Source organism: Achromobacter sp. ACM05 (assembly GCF_019218915.1).
Taxonomy (GTDB): Bacteria; Pseudomonadota; Gammaproteobacteria; order Burkholderiales; family Burkholderiaceae_B; genus Achromobacter; species Achromobacter animicus.
In genome coordinates, this window is the sequence record NZ_JAHUWQ010000002.1 from 1,310,453 (window position 1) to 1,325,602 (window position 15,150).

The following is a 15,150-nucleotide window of genomic DNA, read 5'->3' on the forward strand; positions in this document are numbered from 1 at the left end:
AAGCAGGTGTCTGACACCTTCGCGCCTTACCGATACAGCACCGTCGGCAGCCACATGCCGATCGCCGGGAACATGTACAGCAGGAAGATCGCGACCACCTGGATCCCCATGAACGGCATCATGCCCAGGAAGATCTGATTCAGCGTCACGTGCGGCGGCGACACGCCCTTCAAGTAGAACGCCGACATGGCCACCGGCGGGGACAGGAACGCGGTCTGCAGGTTCAGCGCGACCAGCAAGCCGAAGAACAGCGGATCGATGCCGAACGTATTGAGCAGCGGCACGAAGATCGGCATGAAGATGACGATGATCTCGGTCCATTCCAGCGGCCAGCCGAGCAGGAAGATGATGATCTGCGCCAGCAGCAGGAACTGAATCTGCGTCAGACCCAACGACAGCACCCATTCCTCGATGATGCGCTGGCCGCCCAGCAGCGCGAACGCCGCCGAGAAGATCGACGACCCCACGAACAGCCAGCACACCATGGCGCTGGTCTTCGCCGTCAGGAACACCGATTCGCGCAGCACCGGCAGATTCAGCCTGCGATACGCCAGCGCCAGCAGCGCCCCGCCCATCGCGCCCATGGCGGCGGCCTCGCTGGGCGTGGCCAGGCCAAAGCCGATCGAACCGAGCACGGCCGCGATCATCACCGCCAGCGGAAAGAACGATGCCATCAGCATCTTGAAGATTTCCAGCCGCGCCCACGTCAGCGCGGCGTAGAACACTGCCAGCATCACTGCGCAGACGCCTGCAAAGATCCAGAAGCCGGTGGGCGCGGGCTTGCGGGCGTCGGCCGTGTCGGGTGCGGCCTGCTGTGCAGGTGCGGCCGCGCCTGCTGGCGGCTGGGCGGCGGGCGTGCCCGGCGGTTCGCTCAAACCCGACGTGGCGGGCGTACCCGGCGGTTCGGCAAGTTCATTGGACGGCGGTTCGGGCAGGTCATTGGACGGGGGCTCGGCCAAGCCATCCGTGGGCGGTTCGCTCAACCCAGAGCCGGAATCGAAGCCGCCCGAGCCCAACTGCAGTTCGGCGGGAATCTCGTACTCCACAGCGGGCTTGGTCAGCGCATGATGCACCACCGCCAGCATCAGCACCGTGACCAACAACGGCGACAACGCCATCGCCATATTGCGCGTCAGGTAGCCAAACGACACCGCGCTGTTGCGCCGGCCCTTGAACATGGCGGCCAGCATGCCCGATACGGCGCGCGTGTAGGGGCCCGCGGCAAGCGCTGCCGTCCCGGGCGACAGCGGCACGCCACGCTCGCTTTCTGGCAAAGGCGGCGCCATGTCGGGCCGCAGCTTGGCCACGATGATGACGTACACCATGTACAGAATCGCCAGCATGAGCCCGGGAAAGAGCGCACCGGCATACAACTGCACGACCGACACGCCCGTGGTGGCGCCGTACACGATCAGCATCACCGACGGCGGCAGCAGGATGCCCAGACAGCCGCCCGCCGTGATCGAACCGGCCGTCAGACGCACGCTGTAGCCCGCCTTCAGCATGGCCGGCATTGCCAGCAACCCCATCAGCGTGACCACCGCCCCCACAATGCCTGTCGCCGTCGCGAAGATGGCGCACGTCGCCAATGTGGCCACCGCCAGCGCGCCGGGCAGCCGCGCCAGCGCCAGATGCATCGACCGGAAGAGCTTTTCGATCAGGTTGGCGCGTTCGACCAGATAGCCCATGAACACGAACAGCGGAATCGAAATCAGCGAATCGTTCGTCATCGTGGCGTACGTGCGCTGCACCATCAGGTCCAGCGTCTGTCCGAGCGACCGCCCCGGATCCGAACTCTGCATGTAATACGCCAGGAACGTGAACAGCACGCCCATGCCCATCAGCGTGAACGCCGTGGGAAAGCCCAGCATGATCGCCACCACGATCAGGGCCAGCATCAGCAGCCCGATGTGGCCGGTGGTGAGGTTGTCCCACGGCGTCAAAAACGCGATCATCAGCAGCACCAGCGCGATGCACGACAGGCCGAACCACAATGCCTTGTGGATTTTCATCGCTGGGACTCCCCGGAGTTGACGTAACGATCGAGCTTGGCGATGTCTTCGTCCTTCACGTGCACCATCTCCTTGAGCTTGTCGACGTCCACTTCCTCGACGTCCTCTTCACGCGACGGCCACGCGCCCTGCTTCAGGCACAGGATGCAGCGCATGACCTCGGCCACGCCCTGCAACAGCAGCACTGCGCCGGCAGCGGGTATGAAGGCCTTGAATGGATAGATCGGCGGCCCGTTGGCCATCAGCGAGGAATGCTCGCGGATGGCGATGGAATAGCCGGCGTAGTACCAGCCCGCCCACACCAGGGCGATGACGCCCGGAAAGAAAAAGACGATGAAGAGCAGCAGGTCCAGCCCGGCCTGCACACGCGGCGGCAGGAATCCGTACAGGATGTCCCCGCGCACGTGCCCGTTCTTGGCCAGCGTATACGCCCCGGCCATCATGAACAGGATCCCGTAATACATCATCTGCAGGTCGAACGCCCAGGCGCTGGGCTGGTTCAGGATGTAGCGCGCCGCGACTTCCCAGCACACATGCAGCGTCAGCACCACGATCAGCCAGGCAAAGGTCTTGCCCACAAGGGTGGAGATGCTATCTATGAAACGTACGATTCGGATCATCGAAGGTCCTGGAGTCGGATCCGCTCAGGCCGCGGCAAACCTGCCGCCGGCGCGCACGGAACCTGGACGCATGGCGAAACCCCGCGCGCCGGCCAGGCGGCGCGCGGGTGCGGCGCAGGACGGCGTCAGGCCGGCTTGGTGCTGCGCGAGAAGTAGTGGTTGTAGGCCATGCGGTAGTTGACGGTGGTGTCGCCGTGCCAGCGCCCCACCCGTTCCGCGAACGCCCGCTGCGATTCCAGCACCTTCTTGAACAGCGGATTCTCGGCCGACCGCTTGGCGATCATCTCGTCCCAGATCTTGAGCTGCTGCTGCAGGATCGCGTCCGGCGTCTTGTAGAACTTGACGTTGTGATCCTTCTGCAGCTTGATGTAGTCCTGCGAATAGCGGTTCGCCGCCTTCCAGGACATGTCCGCGCTGGACGCCTGCGCCGCATAGCTCAGGATGTGCTTCAGGTGTTCGGGCAAGGCGTCGTACTTGGCCTTGTTGAACAGCACCTCGAATTGCTCAGCGCTCTGGTGAAAGCTCTGCAGCATGCAGATCTTGGAGACGTCCTGGAATCCCAGCGCCAGGTCGGAAGACGCGTTGTTGAATTCCGCCCCGTCCAGCAGCCCGCGGTCCAGGGCCGGCACGATTTCCCCGCCAGGCAGCGCATTCACGGCCGCGCCCATCGCGGTGTACATGTCGATGGCCAGGCCCACGGTACGGAACTTCACGCCCTTGACGTCCTCGACCTTCGTGACCGGCCGCTTGAACCAACCGAACGGCTGCGTCGGCATCGGTCCGTACATCAGGGACTGCACGTTCACGTTCATGGCCTTCTGGATCTCGACCAGCAGCTCCTTGCCGCCGCCGTATTCATGCCAGGCCAGCAGCATGTTGGCATCCATCCCGAAAGACGGACCGGACCCCCACAGCGCCACCGCCGTGTTCTTGCCGTACCAGTAGGCCACCACGCCGTGGCCGCCGTCCAGCGTCCCGGCCGACACGGCATCCAGCAAGTCGAACGCCTTGACCACGGCGCCCGCGGGCAGCACTTCGATCTTCAACTGGCCGCCGGCCATCTCGTTGACCTTGTTGGCGTAGTCGCGGGCGAATTCGTGGAAGATGTCGGTCGCGGGCCAGGTGCTCTGGAACCGGAAGGAGATGGGTGCGTTCTGCGCCTTGGCGATGGCGGGAAATCCTAGCGCCGCGACCCCTGCGGCGGCTGCGCCGGAGATGAATTTGCGGCGGCGGGGCTTTGTAACGTGTTGCATGGCTTGTTGTCTCCTGGGGTGGACTACATGGACCAGCGTGTTGTTACTACGGCTGCAAGGGTGTGGCACAGATTGACTGCTACGAGCCATCCGATGCCGGTTGATGCGTCTGATGCGCAACTTTGGAGTGATTAAACCTGCCTGACAAACGGCTGACAATCAGCTTTTAGTCAGGAATTACCCTAGAAAACGGACTAGCCTGAAATAGCAAAAGGCCAGCAGGCCGCGTGGCGCGGCGTGCTGGCCCGATGCGCTGAAAGTCGGGGGTTATACCGCCGACACGGAACCCGTCTCTCCCCCGCCCTGCAACTGTGGCGGCGACGTCACGATCGACGTCAACGCCGGCTCGGCAGGACGCAACGCAGCCAGATCCGGCCTTGGGCGCTGCAGCACGTCCGACCCCGCAAACGCCTGCTCCATCGCCTGCGCCGCGGCCAGCACTTCACGGTCTGCGCGAAAGCGGCCCACGATCTGCAGCCCGAACGGCATGCCCTTGGCATCGCGCCCGCACGGCAGCGTCAGCGCCGGGTGCGTGGTCAGCGTGACCACATACGTCAGTGCCAGCCAGCGGTAGTAGTTCTCTTGGGCAACGCCGTTGATCTTGTCCGCGTACAGCTGCGTCCACGGGAACGGCGACACGGGCGTGGTGGGCGAAAGGATGAGGTCGTAATCGTCGTAGGCGCGCTGAAAGCGCTTGATCAGGCGCGTCTGCTCGGCCTGCGCCCACGCGCAGTCCTTCAGGCTCATCGCCGCGCCCATTTCGAAGTTGGCACGGGTATTGGGGCCCAGGCTGGACGGATCCTTCTCGTAGGCGTCGCGCATGCCCGCCACGAAGGCTTCGGCGCGCAGCACGTCAAAGCACCGGTGGGCCTCGCCCACATCCAGGTCGATCGGATCGCAGGCGGCAAACAGATGCCGCATCGCGGCGATCTTTTCGCGGAAGGTGGCGCGGATGCCGTCGTCCACGTCGCACGCGCCGAAGTCTTCGGTGTAGGCCACACGCAGCGAGCCCAGGTCCGCGACGCCGGGGTTCAGGAATTGCAGCGGGTCCAGCGGATAGCTGAGCGGATCGCCGGCATGCATGCCCGCGGACGCCGCCATCTGCAGGCAGGCGTCGGCCACCGTGCGGCCCATCGGCCCGACCACCGAAATCGGCGTCCAGCCGAGCGGCTTGCGCACGCTGGGCACGACGCCCGGCGACGGCCGGAATCCGACCACGCCGCACTTGGACGCGGGAATGCGCAGCGAGCCGCCGGTGTCCGAGCCCGTGCAGACCGGCAGCATGTCGGCGGCCAACGCTGCGGCTGAGCCGCCCGACGAACCGCCTGCGTTCAGGTTCGGGTTGAAAGGATTGCCGGTCGCGCCCCACACCGTGTTGCGCGAGTTGGCGCCCGCGCCCATTTCGGGCACGTTGGTCTTGGCAGCGACGATGGCGCCGGCGCGGCGCAGGCGCGCCACCAGCTCGATGTCCTCGTCGGGCACGTGGCCGCGATACAAGGGCGAGCCGTACGTGGTCAGCACACCGGCGGTGGGTTCCAGATCCTTTACCCCCATCGGCAGGCCGTGCAACAGGCCCAGCGGCTCGCCCGCCATCACGGCGCGCTCGGCGGCGCGCGCTTCCCCCCTCGCCCGCTCATAGGCAGTGGCGGTCACCGCGTTGATGTACGGGTTCACGGCCTGGATGCGCGCGATGCAGGCCTCCAGCAATTCCACCGGCGAAAGCTGGCGGGCGCCGATCATGCGCCGCAACTCGACCGCCGTCAGGGATACCAGGGTGTCGTCCAATGCCATCGTCGTCTTCCTTCAGTCGATCTTGATGTTGGCCCGCTGCGCCACTTCACGCATGACGGGCAGTTCCTGCTGGATCAGCGCCTCGCCTTCAGCGGCGCTGGCGAAGGCGGCTTCGAAGCCTTGCGCCTCAAGGCTCTTGACCACCTCGGGCGATTCGACGGTGGCCTTGAGCGCCTTCTCCAGCCGCGTCTTCACGTCGGCCGGCAGGCCACGCGGCGCGGCGACCATCAGCCACGTATCCATCGCGACCGACGGATAGCCCTGTTCCGCGAACGTGGGCACGTCGGGCAGGAAGGCGGAGCGCTTGGGCGCGGACACTGCCAGGACGCGCACCTTGCCCTGCTTGCTTTGCGGCAGGGCCGCGGCCACGGTGTCGACCGAGAACGGAATCTGTCCGCCGATCAGGTCAGTCATCGCGGGCGAGCTGCCCTTGTACGGCACGTGCGTCATCTTCAGCTTGGCGGCCGAGGTGAAGGCCTCGCCCACGAAATGCGCGGTGGTGCCGGTGCCGAACGATCCGTACGGCGGCTGATCGTGAGCGGGGTCCTTCACATAGGCCACGAACTCCTTCAAGTCCTTGACGGGCACCTTGGGGTTCGCAAGCAGCGCCAGGCCGGTGCGGCCGACAATGCCGATCGGCTCGAAGCTCTTGACCGGGTCGTACGGCAGATTGGCTTGAATGGCCGGGTTGACCGTGAACGTCGTGCCCGAACTGACCAACAGCGTGTAGCCGTCCGGCGCGGCCTTGGCGACGAAGCTGGCGCCGATCACCGTGCCAGCGCCCGCGCGGTTTTCCACCACGATCGTGCGCCCCAATTCCTGCCCCAGTTTCTGCGCCACCACGCGGCCCAGCACATCGGTGGCGCCACCCGGCGGGAAAGGCACGACCAGCGTAATCGGCCGGCTGGGATAGGCGTCCTGGGCCACTGCGGGCGCGACGGCGCCGACGGTGCTGGCAAAAGCGAGGCTGACTGCAAGAAACGAGGTTTTCATGGCGGTGCTCGATGGGGAGGTGGTGGATAAGCGGCGCGTCTGTCGGCGCCTAGTTGCCGGCCGCGAGCGAACGCCCGCGGCTCAGGAATCGGTCATATTCTTCGTCAGGCACGAACAGCCCGCCGGTGGTCCAGGCCAGGTGCGTCGCGCGCGGCAGATGCGCGGCAAGGCCGTGCGCGCGCAGCCATGCGCGGCCGGCGTCGGTGCCGCACAGATGGCGCGGACCGCTGAAACCCGCGGCGGCGGACGGTTCGATGCGCAGGCCTTCGCTGTCCTTCAGGCGCGCCAGGTCGGCGTAGAGCGTGTCGTCTTCAACGGTGTAGACGCCGCGCAGTTGCGCGCCCACCGCCGCGTACGCCAGCTCGGACGCCGTCGGAACCGCCAGGCCGTCGGCCTCGGTCACGTTGGTCAGGCCGACGTCGTACACCGACGCGGACGCGGGCGCACCCGGCAGCTCGCCTTGGCCGGCCATCATGCGCACCAGGAAACACGGCGACTGCACCGGCTCGGCGAAGAAGCAATGCACGTGAGGGCCATACAGCTGGGTCAGGCCGAAGGCGATCCCGCCCGGCGCCCCGCCCACGCCGCAAGGCAGGTAGACAAACAGCGGATGCTCGGCATCGACCCGCACGCCCGCCTCGATCAATTGGACGCGCAGGTGCAACGCGGCGGCGGCGTAGCCCATGAACAGGGACGCCGACCGCTCGTCGTCCACGAAATAGCCAAAAGGATCGGCTTCGACCTGCGCCCGGCCCGCGGCCACGGCCTTTTCGTAGTCGCCCGCGTGCTCCACGACCTCGACGCCGCGCGCACGCAGACGCGCCTTCTTCCATTCCTTGGCATCGGCAGACATGTGCACGGCAGACCGGAACCCCAGCGCCGATGCAATCACGCCGATGGACAGGCCCAGGTTGCCCGTGGAACCCACGGCGACCTGATACCGGCCGAACACGGCGCGGGCTTCCGGACCGGCCAGCTTGCGGTAATCGTCGCCCGGCAGCAGCAACCCTTCGCGCAGCGCCAGCGATTCGGCAAATTCCAGCACTTCATGAATGCCGCCGCGCGCCTTGATGGAGCCGGCCACCGGCAATGCGTGGTCCGCCTTGATCCACAACCGGCCGGCGTCCGGCGGCAGGCCGATCGCTACCTGCATGGCCGCGGCGGGGAGCAGCGGCGACTCGATCACGCCTCCCGTCTCGGCCAACTCCGGAAACAGCTCGGCGAGCAGCGGCTCGAAGCGCGTAAAGCGTTCCTGCGCCGACAGCACCTGATCCATCAGGAAATGCGCACCCGGTCCGCTTGCGGGCGCCGGCATGTCCGGGCCTGTCCACAGCACCGGCTTGGCCTGCCGCAGGGAATCCAGAACGGGGGATTGGGAGGGAGCGTCGGATTGAAACATGTCTGTGGTAGCGAATGGGAAGCGCAAATAATGCCCACATCCTAGAGGCGGCCAGCGCTTTGCAGCAATATCAATGGTTAGAATTCTTCTTTGCGTTTTCCGCAAACCTTGGAGCCGACCATGAACCCCCGCGTCCTGCAGGAGATTTCCCTGCGCTATTTCCTGGAAGTCGTGCGCACCGGCTCGGTCAGTGAAGCCGCGGGGCGCCTGGATGTGGCCCCCTCGGCCGTCAGCCGCCAGATCGCCCGCATCGAACGGGAACTTGGCACCTTGCTGTTCGAGCGCCGCGCGCGCGGCATGGTCCCGAACGCTGCCGGCGAACTCCTGGCCGCGCACGCCAAGCGCATGCAGCAGGACGTGGAACGGGTAGCGGGCGACATCCTGGCGCTGCGCGGCCTGCGGCAGGGCCATGTGCGCATCGTCAGCACCGAGGGCTATGCGTCGGAGTTCGTGCCGGCGGCCATCGCGGCTTTCCGGCAGCACTACGCGGGCATCCGGTTTTCGCTGGACGTCTGCTCGCAGCAGGAGATCCCCCAGCGCATCCGGGACGGCTCGGCGGATATCGGCATCACCCTCAGCCTCACGTCGCAGCGCGACATCCGCGTGGAAGCGCGCGTGCCGGCGCCGGTGCGCGCGATCCTGGCGGCAGACCATCCGCTGGCCGACCGGCGCGAGATGTCGCTGGCGCAGCTGATCGCCTATCCCCTGGCCCTGCCCAGCCCCGATTCCACGTTGCGCCAGCTGATCGACATCAGTTGCAGCCGCCAGCAACTGCATTGCGAGGCGGCGTTCACCAGCCGCAGCATCGACGCGCTGGTCGGCTTTGCCAGCGCGGGCGGCGGCGTGGCCTTCTGTGGTGAACTGGCCATCCGCAACCGCCTGCAATGGGGAAAGATCGTCGCCGTGCCGCTACGCGACCGCGAAATGAACGAACGTCACTTCGAGGTGCAGACGCTGGCCGGACGCATCATGCCCGAGGCCGCCAAGGCGTTCATCGCCAGCATCGCGGAGGCCGCACGGGCAGCCTCCGGACCGGTCGGGCCGGCTTGAGACCGGGGCGGGCAATGCCGGGCCCGGGTAAGGCCGGGCCGCGTTAGGCCGGGCCGTGTAAGGCCGACCCGCATAACGCCCGCGATCAATACTGGTAGCGCATCGTCAGCATCGCGCTGCGTCCCGCGGCCCACGCGCCCTGGCTGTAGAAGCCGATCTGGCTGTAGTACTTGCGGTCGAACACGTTGTTCACGTTCAACTGCGCCGACAGGCTGCGGTTGAAGCGGTAGCGCGCCATCAGGTTGGTGATGGCGTAGCTGCCCTGGCTGACGCGTTCGTCGCCGTTCGGGCCGCTGGCGATGGTGTAGACATGGCTTTGCCAGTTCACGCCGCCGCCGATCGTGAGACGGTTCCAGTCGCCCGGCAACTGATACGTCGTGAAGACGCGCACCAGGCTGCGCGGCTGGTCGGTCTGGATCGCGTTGCCCTCGCCGTCGCTGGCCGTCCAATGCGACCATCCGGCCGCCACGTTCCAGCCCGGCGTCACTTCACCCGACATTTCCAGGTCGAAGCCGCGGCTGCGCGTCCCTTGCGCGGCCGTGTAGGCCTGATTGGTCGTGCCCGGCACTATCTGGCCCGGGTCGACCTGCGCCACGTTGTCCTGGTCGATCTGGAAGATCGCGGCGCTGGCGTTCAGACGGCCCTCCAGCCATTCGCCTTTGATGCCGGCCTCGTACGACTTGCCTTCCAGCGGATCCAACCAGTTGCCGTTGCGGTCCTGGTAAGTCTGCGGATTGAAGATGCCGGTGTAGCTGACGTATGCCGTGTAGGTGTCGTTGATGTCGTACAGCAGGCCAGCGTACGGCGTGAAGGCGTTCTTGTCGAACTCGGTGCGGCCTTCTCCGCCAAAGCCGATCGCGTTCGTCTTCCACGTGCTGTAGCGCCCGCCCACGATGAGCTTGAGCGGATCGGCCAGGTTCAGGCGCAACGCGCCGTACCAGCCGGTCTGGGTGGTGGTGTAGCGGTTGGCGATGATGGAATCGTTCCAGTCCGGTTCGGGATACGAGCCGTTCCAGTTCAGGAAGTTGCCGACGTCGGCCGCATTGATGGCGGACCGGTAGTTGAAATCGCCCTTCTGCCGGTTGAAGCTGGCGCCGACCACGGCTTCGTGGCGGCGGCCAAACAGCGTGAATGGACCGTTGGCCTTCAGGTCCAGCGCATTCTGTTTGCGGTCGCCAAGATACCAGGCGGGCGACGCGCCCATGCCCAGGCCGGTTTCGCGGTCCGGCCAGCCGTACAGATACAGCAGCTTGCCGTCCATTTCGTTCTTGGAATACGAGCCCACGGCCTGAACGCGCCAATCGTTGTCGAAGCGATGCTCCAGGCTGGCAAACGCGCCCTGCGTCGTGCTGCCCCACGAGGTCCACCGCGCGCCGGTATTCAGCGACCGGCGCCAGTCGGTGCGGCCGCCGTCGGCGTACCAGAGCGGAAAGCCGCCCCAACTGCTGCCCTGCGGCTCGTTGTCCTGGTAGTTGTAGCCCACGCTGAGCGTCGTGCGCGAGGTCAGGTCGGCGTCCACCACGCCGTAAAAGACCTTCTTCTTGTTCTGGTAGTAGTCCAGGAACGAATGGTTGTCCTGGTAGGCGGACACAATGCGGCCGCGCACGGTGCCTTCGGCATTGAGCGGCGTGGACAGGTCGGCCGTCACGCGATAGGTGTCCCAGTTGCCCACGCCGGCGCTCAGGTCCGCCTTGAACTCACGGCTGTCGGCGTGCTTGCGCACCAGGTTGATGGAGGCCGACGGATTGCCCGCGCCCGTCATCAGGCCGGTTGCGCCGCGCACGACCTCCACCCGGTCATAGATGATGGGGTCGACGGACGACTCGCCCGCCGCGTAGCCCACGTCGAATGCCGTGGGCACGCCGTCGTACATGTAATTGGTGATGCTGAAGCCGCGCGAATTGAACGTGTAGCGCTCGCTGTCGAAGTTCTGCACCGAAATACCCGGCGTGCTGCCCATGACGTCCGCCAGCGACCGCATGTCTTCGTCATCCATGCGCTGGCGCGTCATCACGGTGACCGACTGCGGCGTCTCGCGCAGCGACAGCGACAACCCGGTGCTGGCCGCCGTGGCGCGCGGCGTGTAGGACCCCGTCCCCTCGGTGGTGTTCGGATTGGCGTTCTCGCCCACCACTTGCACCGAAGGCAGCGTCGACACGTTGGCGTCCTGCGCGGCAACGGCCCCCGAGGCCAACGCCAGGAAAACCGCCGCCGACGTGCTGCGCAGCATGAAACGTGGGTGAACGATGTGGCTGCGTCGGGCGCGTCTTTCTGCTTGCATTGGGCTTCCTACCGAGTGGGTCAAAAGGGTGACAAATCGGCAGGAAGTTTAAATGCAAATCCTTCTCATCTCCATCTACTGTTGTTTTTCCCCATTTTTTCTTAATCCTGCGGCTTGCCCGGCCGCTGCACCGCGCGCACCTTGCCGCTTTCGCCGCCGCCGCAATAAAACCGGGCGCCGCCATCGGATTCCAGGCCCGACACGCCAATGCCCGCCGGCATCTCGACGGCCTCCAGCACTTCGCCGGTGCGCGGTTCAAGACGCCGCAATTCGCTTTCTTCGGCTTCCCACGTGCCGTGCCAAAGCTCGCCGTCCACCCATGTGACGCCTGTCACGTAGCGGTTGGAGTCGATGGTGCGCAGCACGTTGCCGGTTTCGGGGTCGACCTGATGGATCTTGCGGTCGCGGTAGGCGCCGACCCACAGGCTGCCTTCCGCCCAGGCCAGGCCAGATACACCCTCGCCGCCGGGCGCCGGGATGGTGGACAGCACCTTGCCGCTTTGCGGATCGACCTTCTGGATCCGGCCATCGGCGATCTGATAGAGGTGCGTGCCGTCAAAGGCCGTGCCCGCATTCGCGGTGATGTCGAGCGAGCGCGACGTCTGTCCGGTGGCCGGGTCCAGGGCAACGAGGCTGTCGCCCGTGGCGAACCACACCTGCTTGCCGTCGTACGTCAGCCCATGAACGGCCTCGACGCCCGGGAACGGGCCATATTCGCGAAGGATTTCGGCTTGTGATCGTTTCATGGTGGCTTCCTTTTAGAGGGGTGCTTCCATGCTACTGGGCGGGTAGAATCGCCGGGAGTAACAAGCTTGTCGTGAATCCAGGCACCGGCGGCAGCATCCAGCGCCGCGCGCGCCCCTGGCCGAAGGCCTGCACCCTGCCGGCCTCGGCCAGGGCCTCAAGCGCGCGCTGCACGGTGCGCTGGCTCGATCCGAGCACCAGCGCCAGCGCCGAACTCGACCAGCCCTCGCCGTCAGCCAGAAAGGCCAACAGCGCCCCCTGCTCCGGATCCGCTTCGTCGCCGGCCGGCGCCAGCACCGTAACGTCGCAAGCGCCCGCAGGCGCAAGCGCATAGCCGTGCCGAGTGGCGTGGACACCGGCCAATGGGCGGATCGCGGTGCGCAGGCGGCCCATCTCGACGCGCAGGCGCGCACGATGCGTCTCGTCAAAATAGCGCGTGCGAAACGCCTGGGCGATCAGCGCGTCGCGCGTCACATCCTCGGGCCAGGCCTGCGCCAACGCCCGCGCCAGCGCAAACAGCACGGGACGGCCGGCCAGCGCGACAGCCGTTTGCCCACCCCGCACAGCGAACCGGCAGGCATCCACGACCAGCGTGCCGGACGCCAGCAAGGCCTCGACCTGGTCCAGCGACAACGTGCTTTCGCCGTCACGTCCGATACGCCGGGCGGCGGGCGCGTCCAATGCCTGCACCGCGTGGGCCACTTCCGCCATCAGCGCGGAAATTCCAGCCCGCTCGGCGCACTGTTCCGCGCGCGCCAGCGCTGCGCGAGCGGCGGCCGCCTGCTGGCGGCGTAGTGCGATGCCCGCGACGATCAGGTCCTGCATGGCGCGCGACGCCCAAGGCAGTGAGCCGGCATCCACCTGCGCGAGGGTGTGCTCCGCGTCTTCCAGCCGCCCCAGCAGCAACTGGCGGCGCGCCGTCAGATGACCGGCATGCGCCGCGTTGACCACGTCGCCGTGCGCCTGCAACGTGGCGCGCGCCGTGTCCAGCGCCTTGTCCGGGTGCCCCAGGTCTCGCGAAGCCAGCGCGATCTCGGCCTCGGCAACCACGCAGCGGGCCCGCGCCACCGCCTGCCGCGGACCAAACCCACGGGCGGCGCTACGTAGCAGCGTCCTGGCGCGGGGCAGATCGCCCAGTTGCGCGAAGGCAATGCCGCGCAAGGCCAGCGCGGGCGCGTCGCTGCGCAGCGCCACCTGGTTCAACGCGCCCAGCGGGTCGCCTGCGGCCAACGCGCGCGCCGCCGTTTCAATCAGAAAGTCCATGGAAAGTGCGGCACTGCCTGCCCCGTTGTTCTGGCCTGGGCACCAATCTACACCGCGCAGCGGGCTGGTTGCAGGGCTATTGCGCGGACGATACGGGCAGGGACGAACCTTGCGTTGCGGTGGGCGCGGTCAACAGCGGATACGGGTTGAGCGCGCCGCCCCCTGCATAGATGCCGTAATGCAGATGCGGCGGCGTGCCTTTGGCGTTGCCGGTATTGCCCACAAAGCCCAGCACGTCGCCCGGGGCAACGAGTTGGCCGCGGCGGATATCCGCGTAGCCGTCCAGGTGCGCGTAATAGTGCATCTGCCGGCCCGGTCCCATCACCCAGACGACCTGCCCGCCCAGCGTGTTTTCGCCGATGCGCGTCACCACGCCTTCGGTCGCCGACACCACCGGCGTGCCGCGCTTGGCAAAGATATCGATGCCTTGGTGGGTTCGCCCGCCCGACCGCGCCGCGCCCCAGGTGTCGGCCAGCCGCCGCGGGGCAACGCCCTGCACCGGCACGGGCAGCGACACGGGCGCGTCCTGCCAGGACAGCCGCGCCATGTGCCAGGGCGCGCGCGCCGCCTCCGGCAGACGCGGCCAGGCCCAGACCGCCAGGGCGGCCAACGCGGCCAGGATGAGAAGTCGTCGGGCAAATCGCCAGGGGGTGCGGGCATCCATGGAACGTTCGACGGCCATGCGGGCCCAGGGTTCCTGCTCGCTGGGCGGCGACACAGTATTGCAGCGCCTCGGACGCAGCGTCCCGTGATGTGGCCCCGTTTTGTGACCCAGACGGCCGCCCGGACCGCCTGTACAGGCCCTCTCGGCCCGTCGCAGCGTGTAAACTCCCCCCTTTTTGACTCTGGTGGTATGTTGCAAGCCCCCCAGCGCACAGGTTTAAGCGGCCCGACGCTCATTCGCTTGCTGACTCGCCTGACGGACGCGGAAGTCCAGCAGTCCAGGCAGTCGCTATCCGACCATCTGAGCCAATGGCTTGGCTGGACGGACGCGATCGCCCTGTCGGCGGCCTTGAATACAAGCCCGCCGGTCATTGCGCCCGGCGCCCGCCTGTTCAGCAGCGCCGAAGAACGCGAATGCGTGCGCGTGCGCACCACCCTGGCGGACGCCATCGCCAGCGACACGGCGGCCACGGCCGCCAAGCGGATTGCCCCGGTACCGGCGCCAGCCAAGAAACTGGCTGCCGTCCTGGCCGAGGATGAGTTCGATTACTCGAGTTTTCGCCAGCGGTATCTGTCGTTGCAGCACACGATGGAGACCAGCATCGGCAATCTGCGCAGCCGTCTGCGCGGGATGGTCGCGGCGCGCAATGGCGAATGGACGCGGCTGGCCGTGGTGGACGCGATCATGGACCGCGCGCTGCTGCCCAAGGAGCGGGCCCTGCTCGGCGCGATTCCGAAGCTGCTGCAGACGCACTTTGACCGGCTGCGCAAGGCCGAGGAAGCGGCGCTGGCCGCCGCAGAAGCCCAGGCTGCTGCCGAGGCGCAGGACTTGGCTGACGCCGACGCGCCGGCTGATACCGCTGCGGAGACGGACGGCAATGCAAGGGCTGACGGCGATGCAGCGGTCGCAGCCCTTGACGCCGCGCCAGCCAACGCGGCGGCGCCCGTCCCGGCAATTACCGCGGGCGCCTGGCTGGACACGTTCCGCGCCGACATGCGCGCCGTGCTACTGGCCGAATTGGATGTTCGTTTACAACCGGTCGAAGGGTTGCTTGCCGCCCTTCGCACCAGCTAATTAGGA

General features: G+C 66.8%; 12 protein-coding genes. 2 read left to right on the top strand and 10 right to left on the bottom strand.

The features are described 5' to 3' along the window. Positions 1-26 precede the first annotated feature (26 nt). The 6 genes from KW836_RS16895 to KW836_RS16920 form a co-directional block, all read right to left on the bottom strand. Entirely contained in the window at positions 27-2,012 is a 1,986-nt protein-coding gene (locus tag KW836_RS16895) for a TRAP transporter large permease subunit (protein ID WP_218344124.1), read from the bottom strand. After that, positions 2,009-2,632 carry a TRAP transporter small permease subunit gene (locus KW836_RS16900; protein WP_175136290.1) on the bottom strand — a complete coding sequence of 208 codons (624 nt, stop codon included), beginning with the start codon at positions 2,630-2,632 and terminating at the stop codon, positions 2,009-2,011. The genes KW836_RS16895 and KW836_RS16900 overlap by 4 nt, the downstream gene beginning before the upstream one ends. Positions 2,633-2,757: 125 nt before the next feature. Then, positions 2,758-3,885, bottom strand: a complete 1,128-nt coding sequence (locus KW836_RS16905; protein WP_175121260.1) for a TRAP transporter substrate-binding protein — start codon at positions 3,883-3,885, stop codon at positions 2,758-2,760. A 267-nt stretch (positions 3,886-4,152) separates the two neighbouring features. Beyond that, on the bottom strand, positions 4,153-5,676 hold the full coding sequence (locus KW836_RS16910) for an amidase (protein ID WP_218344125.1): 1,524 nt from the start codon (positions 5,674-5,676) through the stop codon (positions 4,153-4,155). Positions 5,677-5,688: 12 nt separating this feature from the next. Further along, positions 5,689-6,669 carry a tripartite tricarboxylate transporter substrate binding protein gene (locus KW836_RS16915; protein WP_175121258.1) on the bottom strand — a complete coding sequence of 327 codons (981 nt, stop codon included), beginning with the start codon at positions 6,667-6,669 and terminating at the stop codon, positions 5,689-5,691. A gap of 49 nt (positions 6,670-6,718) precedes the next feature. Further along, on the bottom strand, positions 6,719-8,068 hold the full coding sequence (locus KW836_RS16920) for a D-serine ammonia-lyase (RefSeq protein WP_218344126.1): 1,350 nt from the start codon (positions 8,066-8,068) through the stop codon (positions 6,719-6,721). Between the two features lie 120 nt (positions 8,069-8,188). Here KW836_RS16920 and KW836_RS16925 point away from each other — a divergent pair, with 120 nt between their 5' ends. Continuing rightward, positions 8,189-9,118 carry a LysR family transcriptional regulator gene (locus tag KW836_RS16925; protein ID WP_175136284.1) on the top strand — a complete coding sequence of 310 codons (930 nt, stop codon included), beginning with the start codon at positions 8,189-8,191 and terminating at the stop codon, positions 9,116-9,118. An 85-nt stretch (positions 9,119-9,203) separates the two neighbouring features. Here the strand turns inward: KW836_RS16925 and fhuE are convergent, their stop codons facing one another. The 4 genes from fhuE to KW836_RS16945 all read right to left on the bottom strand — a co-directional run bounded on the left by fhuE (position 9,204) and on the right by KW836_RS16945 (position 14,070). Beyond that, positions 9,204-11,399, bottom strand: a complete 2,196-nt coding sequence (gene fhuE / locus KW836_RS16930) for a ferric-rhodotorulic acid/ferric-coprogen receptor FhuE (RefSeq protein ID WP_218344127.1) — start codon at positions 11,397-11,399, stop codon at positions 9,204-9,206. Positions 11,400-11,500: 101 nt separating this feature from the next. Further along, positions 11,501-12,145 (bottom strand): PQQ-binding-like beta-propeller repeat protein, encoded by a 645-nt coding sequence (locus tag KW836_RS16935; protein ID WP_175136282.1) that lies wholly within the window; start codon positions 12,143-12,145, stop codon positions 11,501-11,503. Positions 12,146-12,176: 31 nt separating this feature from the next. Continuing rightward, the gene (locus KW836_RS16940; protein WP_218344128.1) at positions 12,177-13,406 is read right to left on the bottom strand and encodes a winged helix-turn-helix domain-containing protein; all 1,230 of its coding nucleotides are present in this window, start codon (positions 13,404-13,406) and stop codon (positions 12,177-12,179) included. A gap of 76 nt (positions 13,407-13,482) precedes the next feature. Then, on the bottom strand, positions 13,483-14,070 hold the full coding sequence (locus KW836_RS16945; protein ID WP_255595822.1) for a M23 family metallopeptidase: 588 nt from the start codon (positions 14,068-14,070) through the stop codon (positions 13,483-13,485). Between the two features lie 189 nt (positions 14,071-14,259). Here KW836_RS16945 and KW836_RS16950 point away from each other — a divergent pair, with 189 nt between their 5' ends. Beyond that, a complete protein-coding gene (locus tag KW836_RS16950; RefSeq protein WP_218344129.1) occupies positions 14,260-15,144 on the top strand; it encodes a DUF3348 domain-containing protein in 885 nt (294 codons plus the stop codon). The last annotated feature ends 6 nt before the right edge of the window (positions 15,145-15,150 follow it).

Coding starts and splice junctions, on each gene's coding strand:
- KW836_RS16925 (WP_175136284.1), top strand. CDS start 8,189: ATGAACCCCCGCGTCCTGCAGGAGATTTCCCTGCGCTATTTCCTGGAA.
- KW836_RS16910 (WP_218344125.1), bottom strand. CDS start 5,676: ATGGCATTGGACGACACCCTGGTATCCCTGACGGCGGTCGAGTTGCGG.
- KW836_RS16945 (WP_255595822.1), bottom strand. CDS start 14,070: ATGGATGCCCGCACCCCCTGGCGATTTGCCCGACGACTTCTCATCCTG.
- KW836_RS16940 (WP_218344128.1), bottom strand. CDS start 13,406: ATGGACTTTCTGATTGAAACGGCGGCGCGCGCGTTGGCCGCAGGCGAC.
- fhuE (WP_218344127.1), bottom strand. CDS start 11,399: ATGCAAGCAGAAAGACGCGCCCGACGCAGCCACATCGTTCACCCACGT.
- KW836_RS16895 (WP_218344124.1), bottom strand. CDS start 2,012: ATGAAAATCCACAAGGCATTGTGGTTCGGCCTGTCGTGCATCGCGCTG.
- KW836_RS16915 (WP_175121258.1), bottom strand. CDS start 6,669: ATGAAAACCTCGTTTCTTGCAGTCAGCCTCGCTTTTGCCAGCACCGTC.
- KW836_RS16920 (WP_218344126.1), bottom strand. CDS start 8,068: ATGTTTCAATCCGACGCTCCCTCCCAATCCCCCGTTCTGGATTCCCTG.
- KW836_RS16905 (WP_175121260.1), bottom strand. CDS start 3,885: ATGCAACACGTTACAAAGCCCCGCCGCCGCAAATTCATCTCCGGCGCA.
- KW836_RS16950 (WP_218344129.1), top strand. CDS start 14,260: ATGTTGCAAGCCCCCCAGCGCACAGGTTTAAGCGGCCCGACGCTCATT.
- KW836_RS16935 (WP_175136282.1), bottom strand. CDS start 12,145: ATGAAACGATCACAAGCCGAAATCCTTCGCGAATATGGCCCGTTCCCG.
- KW836_RS16900 (WP_175136290.1), bottom strand. CDS start 2,632: ATGATCCGAATCGTACGTTTCATAGATAGCATCTCCACCCTTGTGGGC.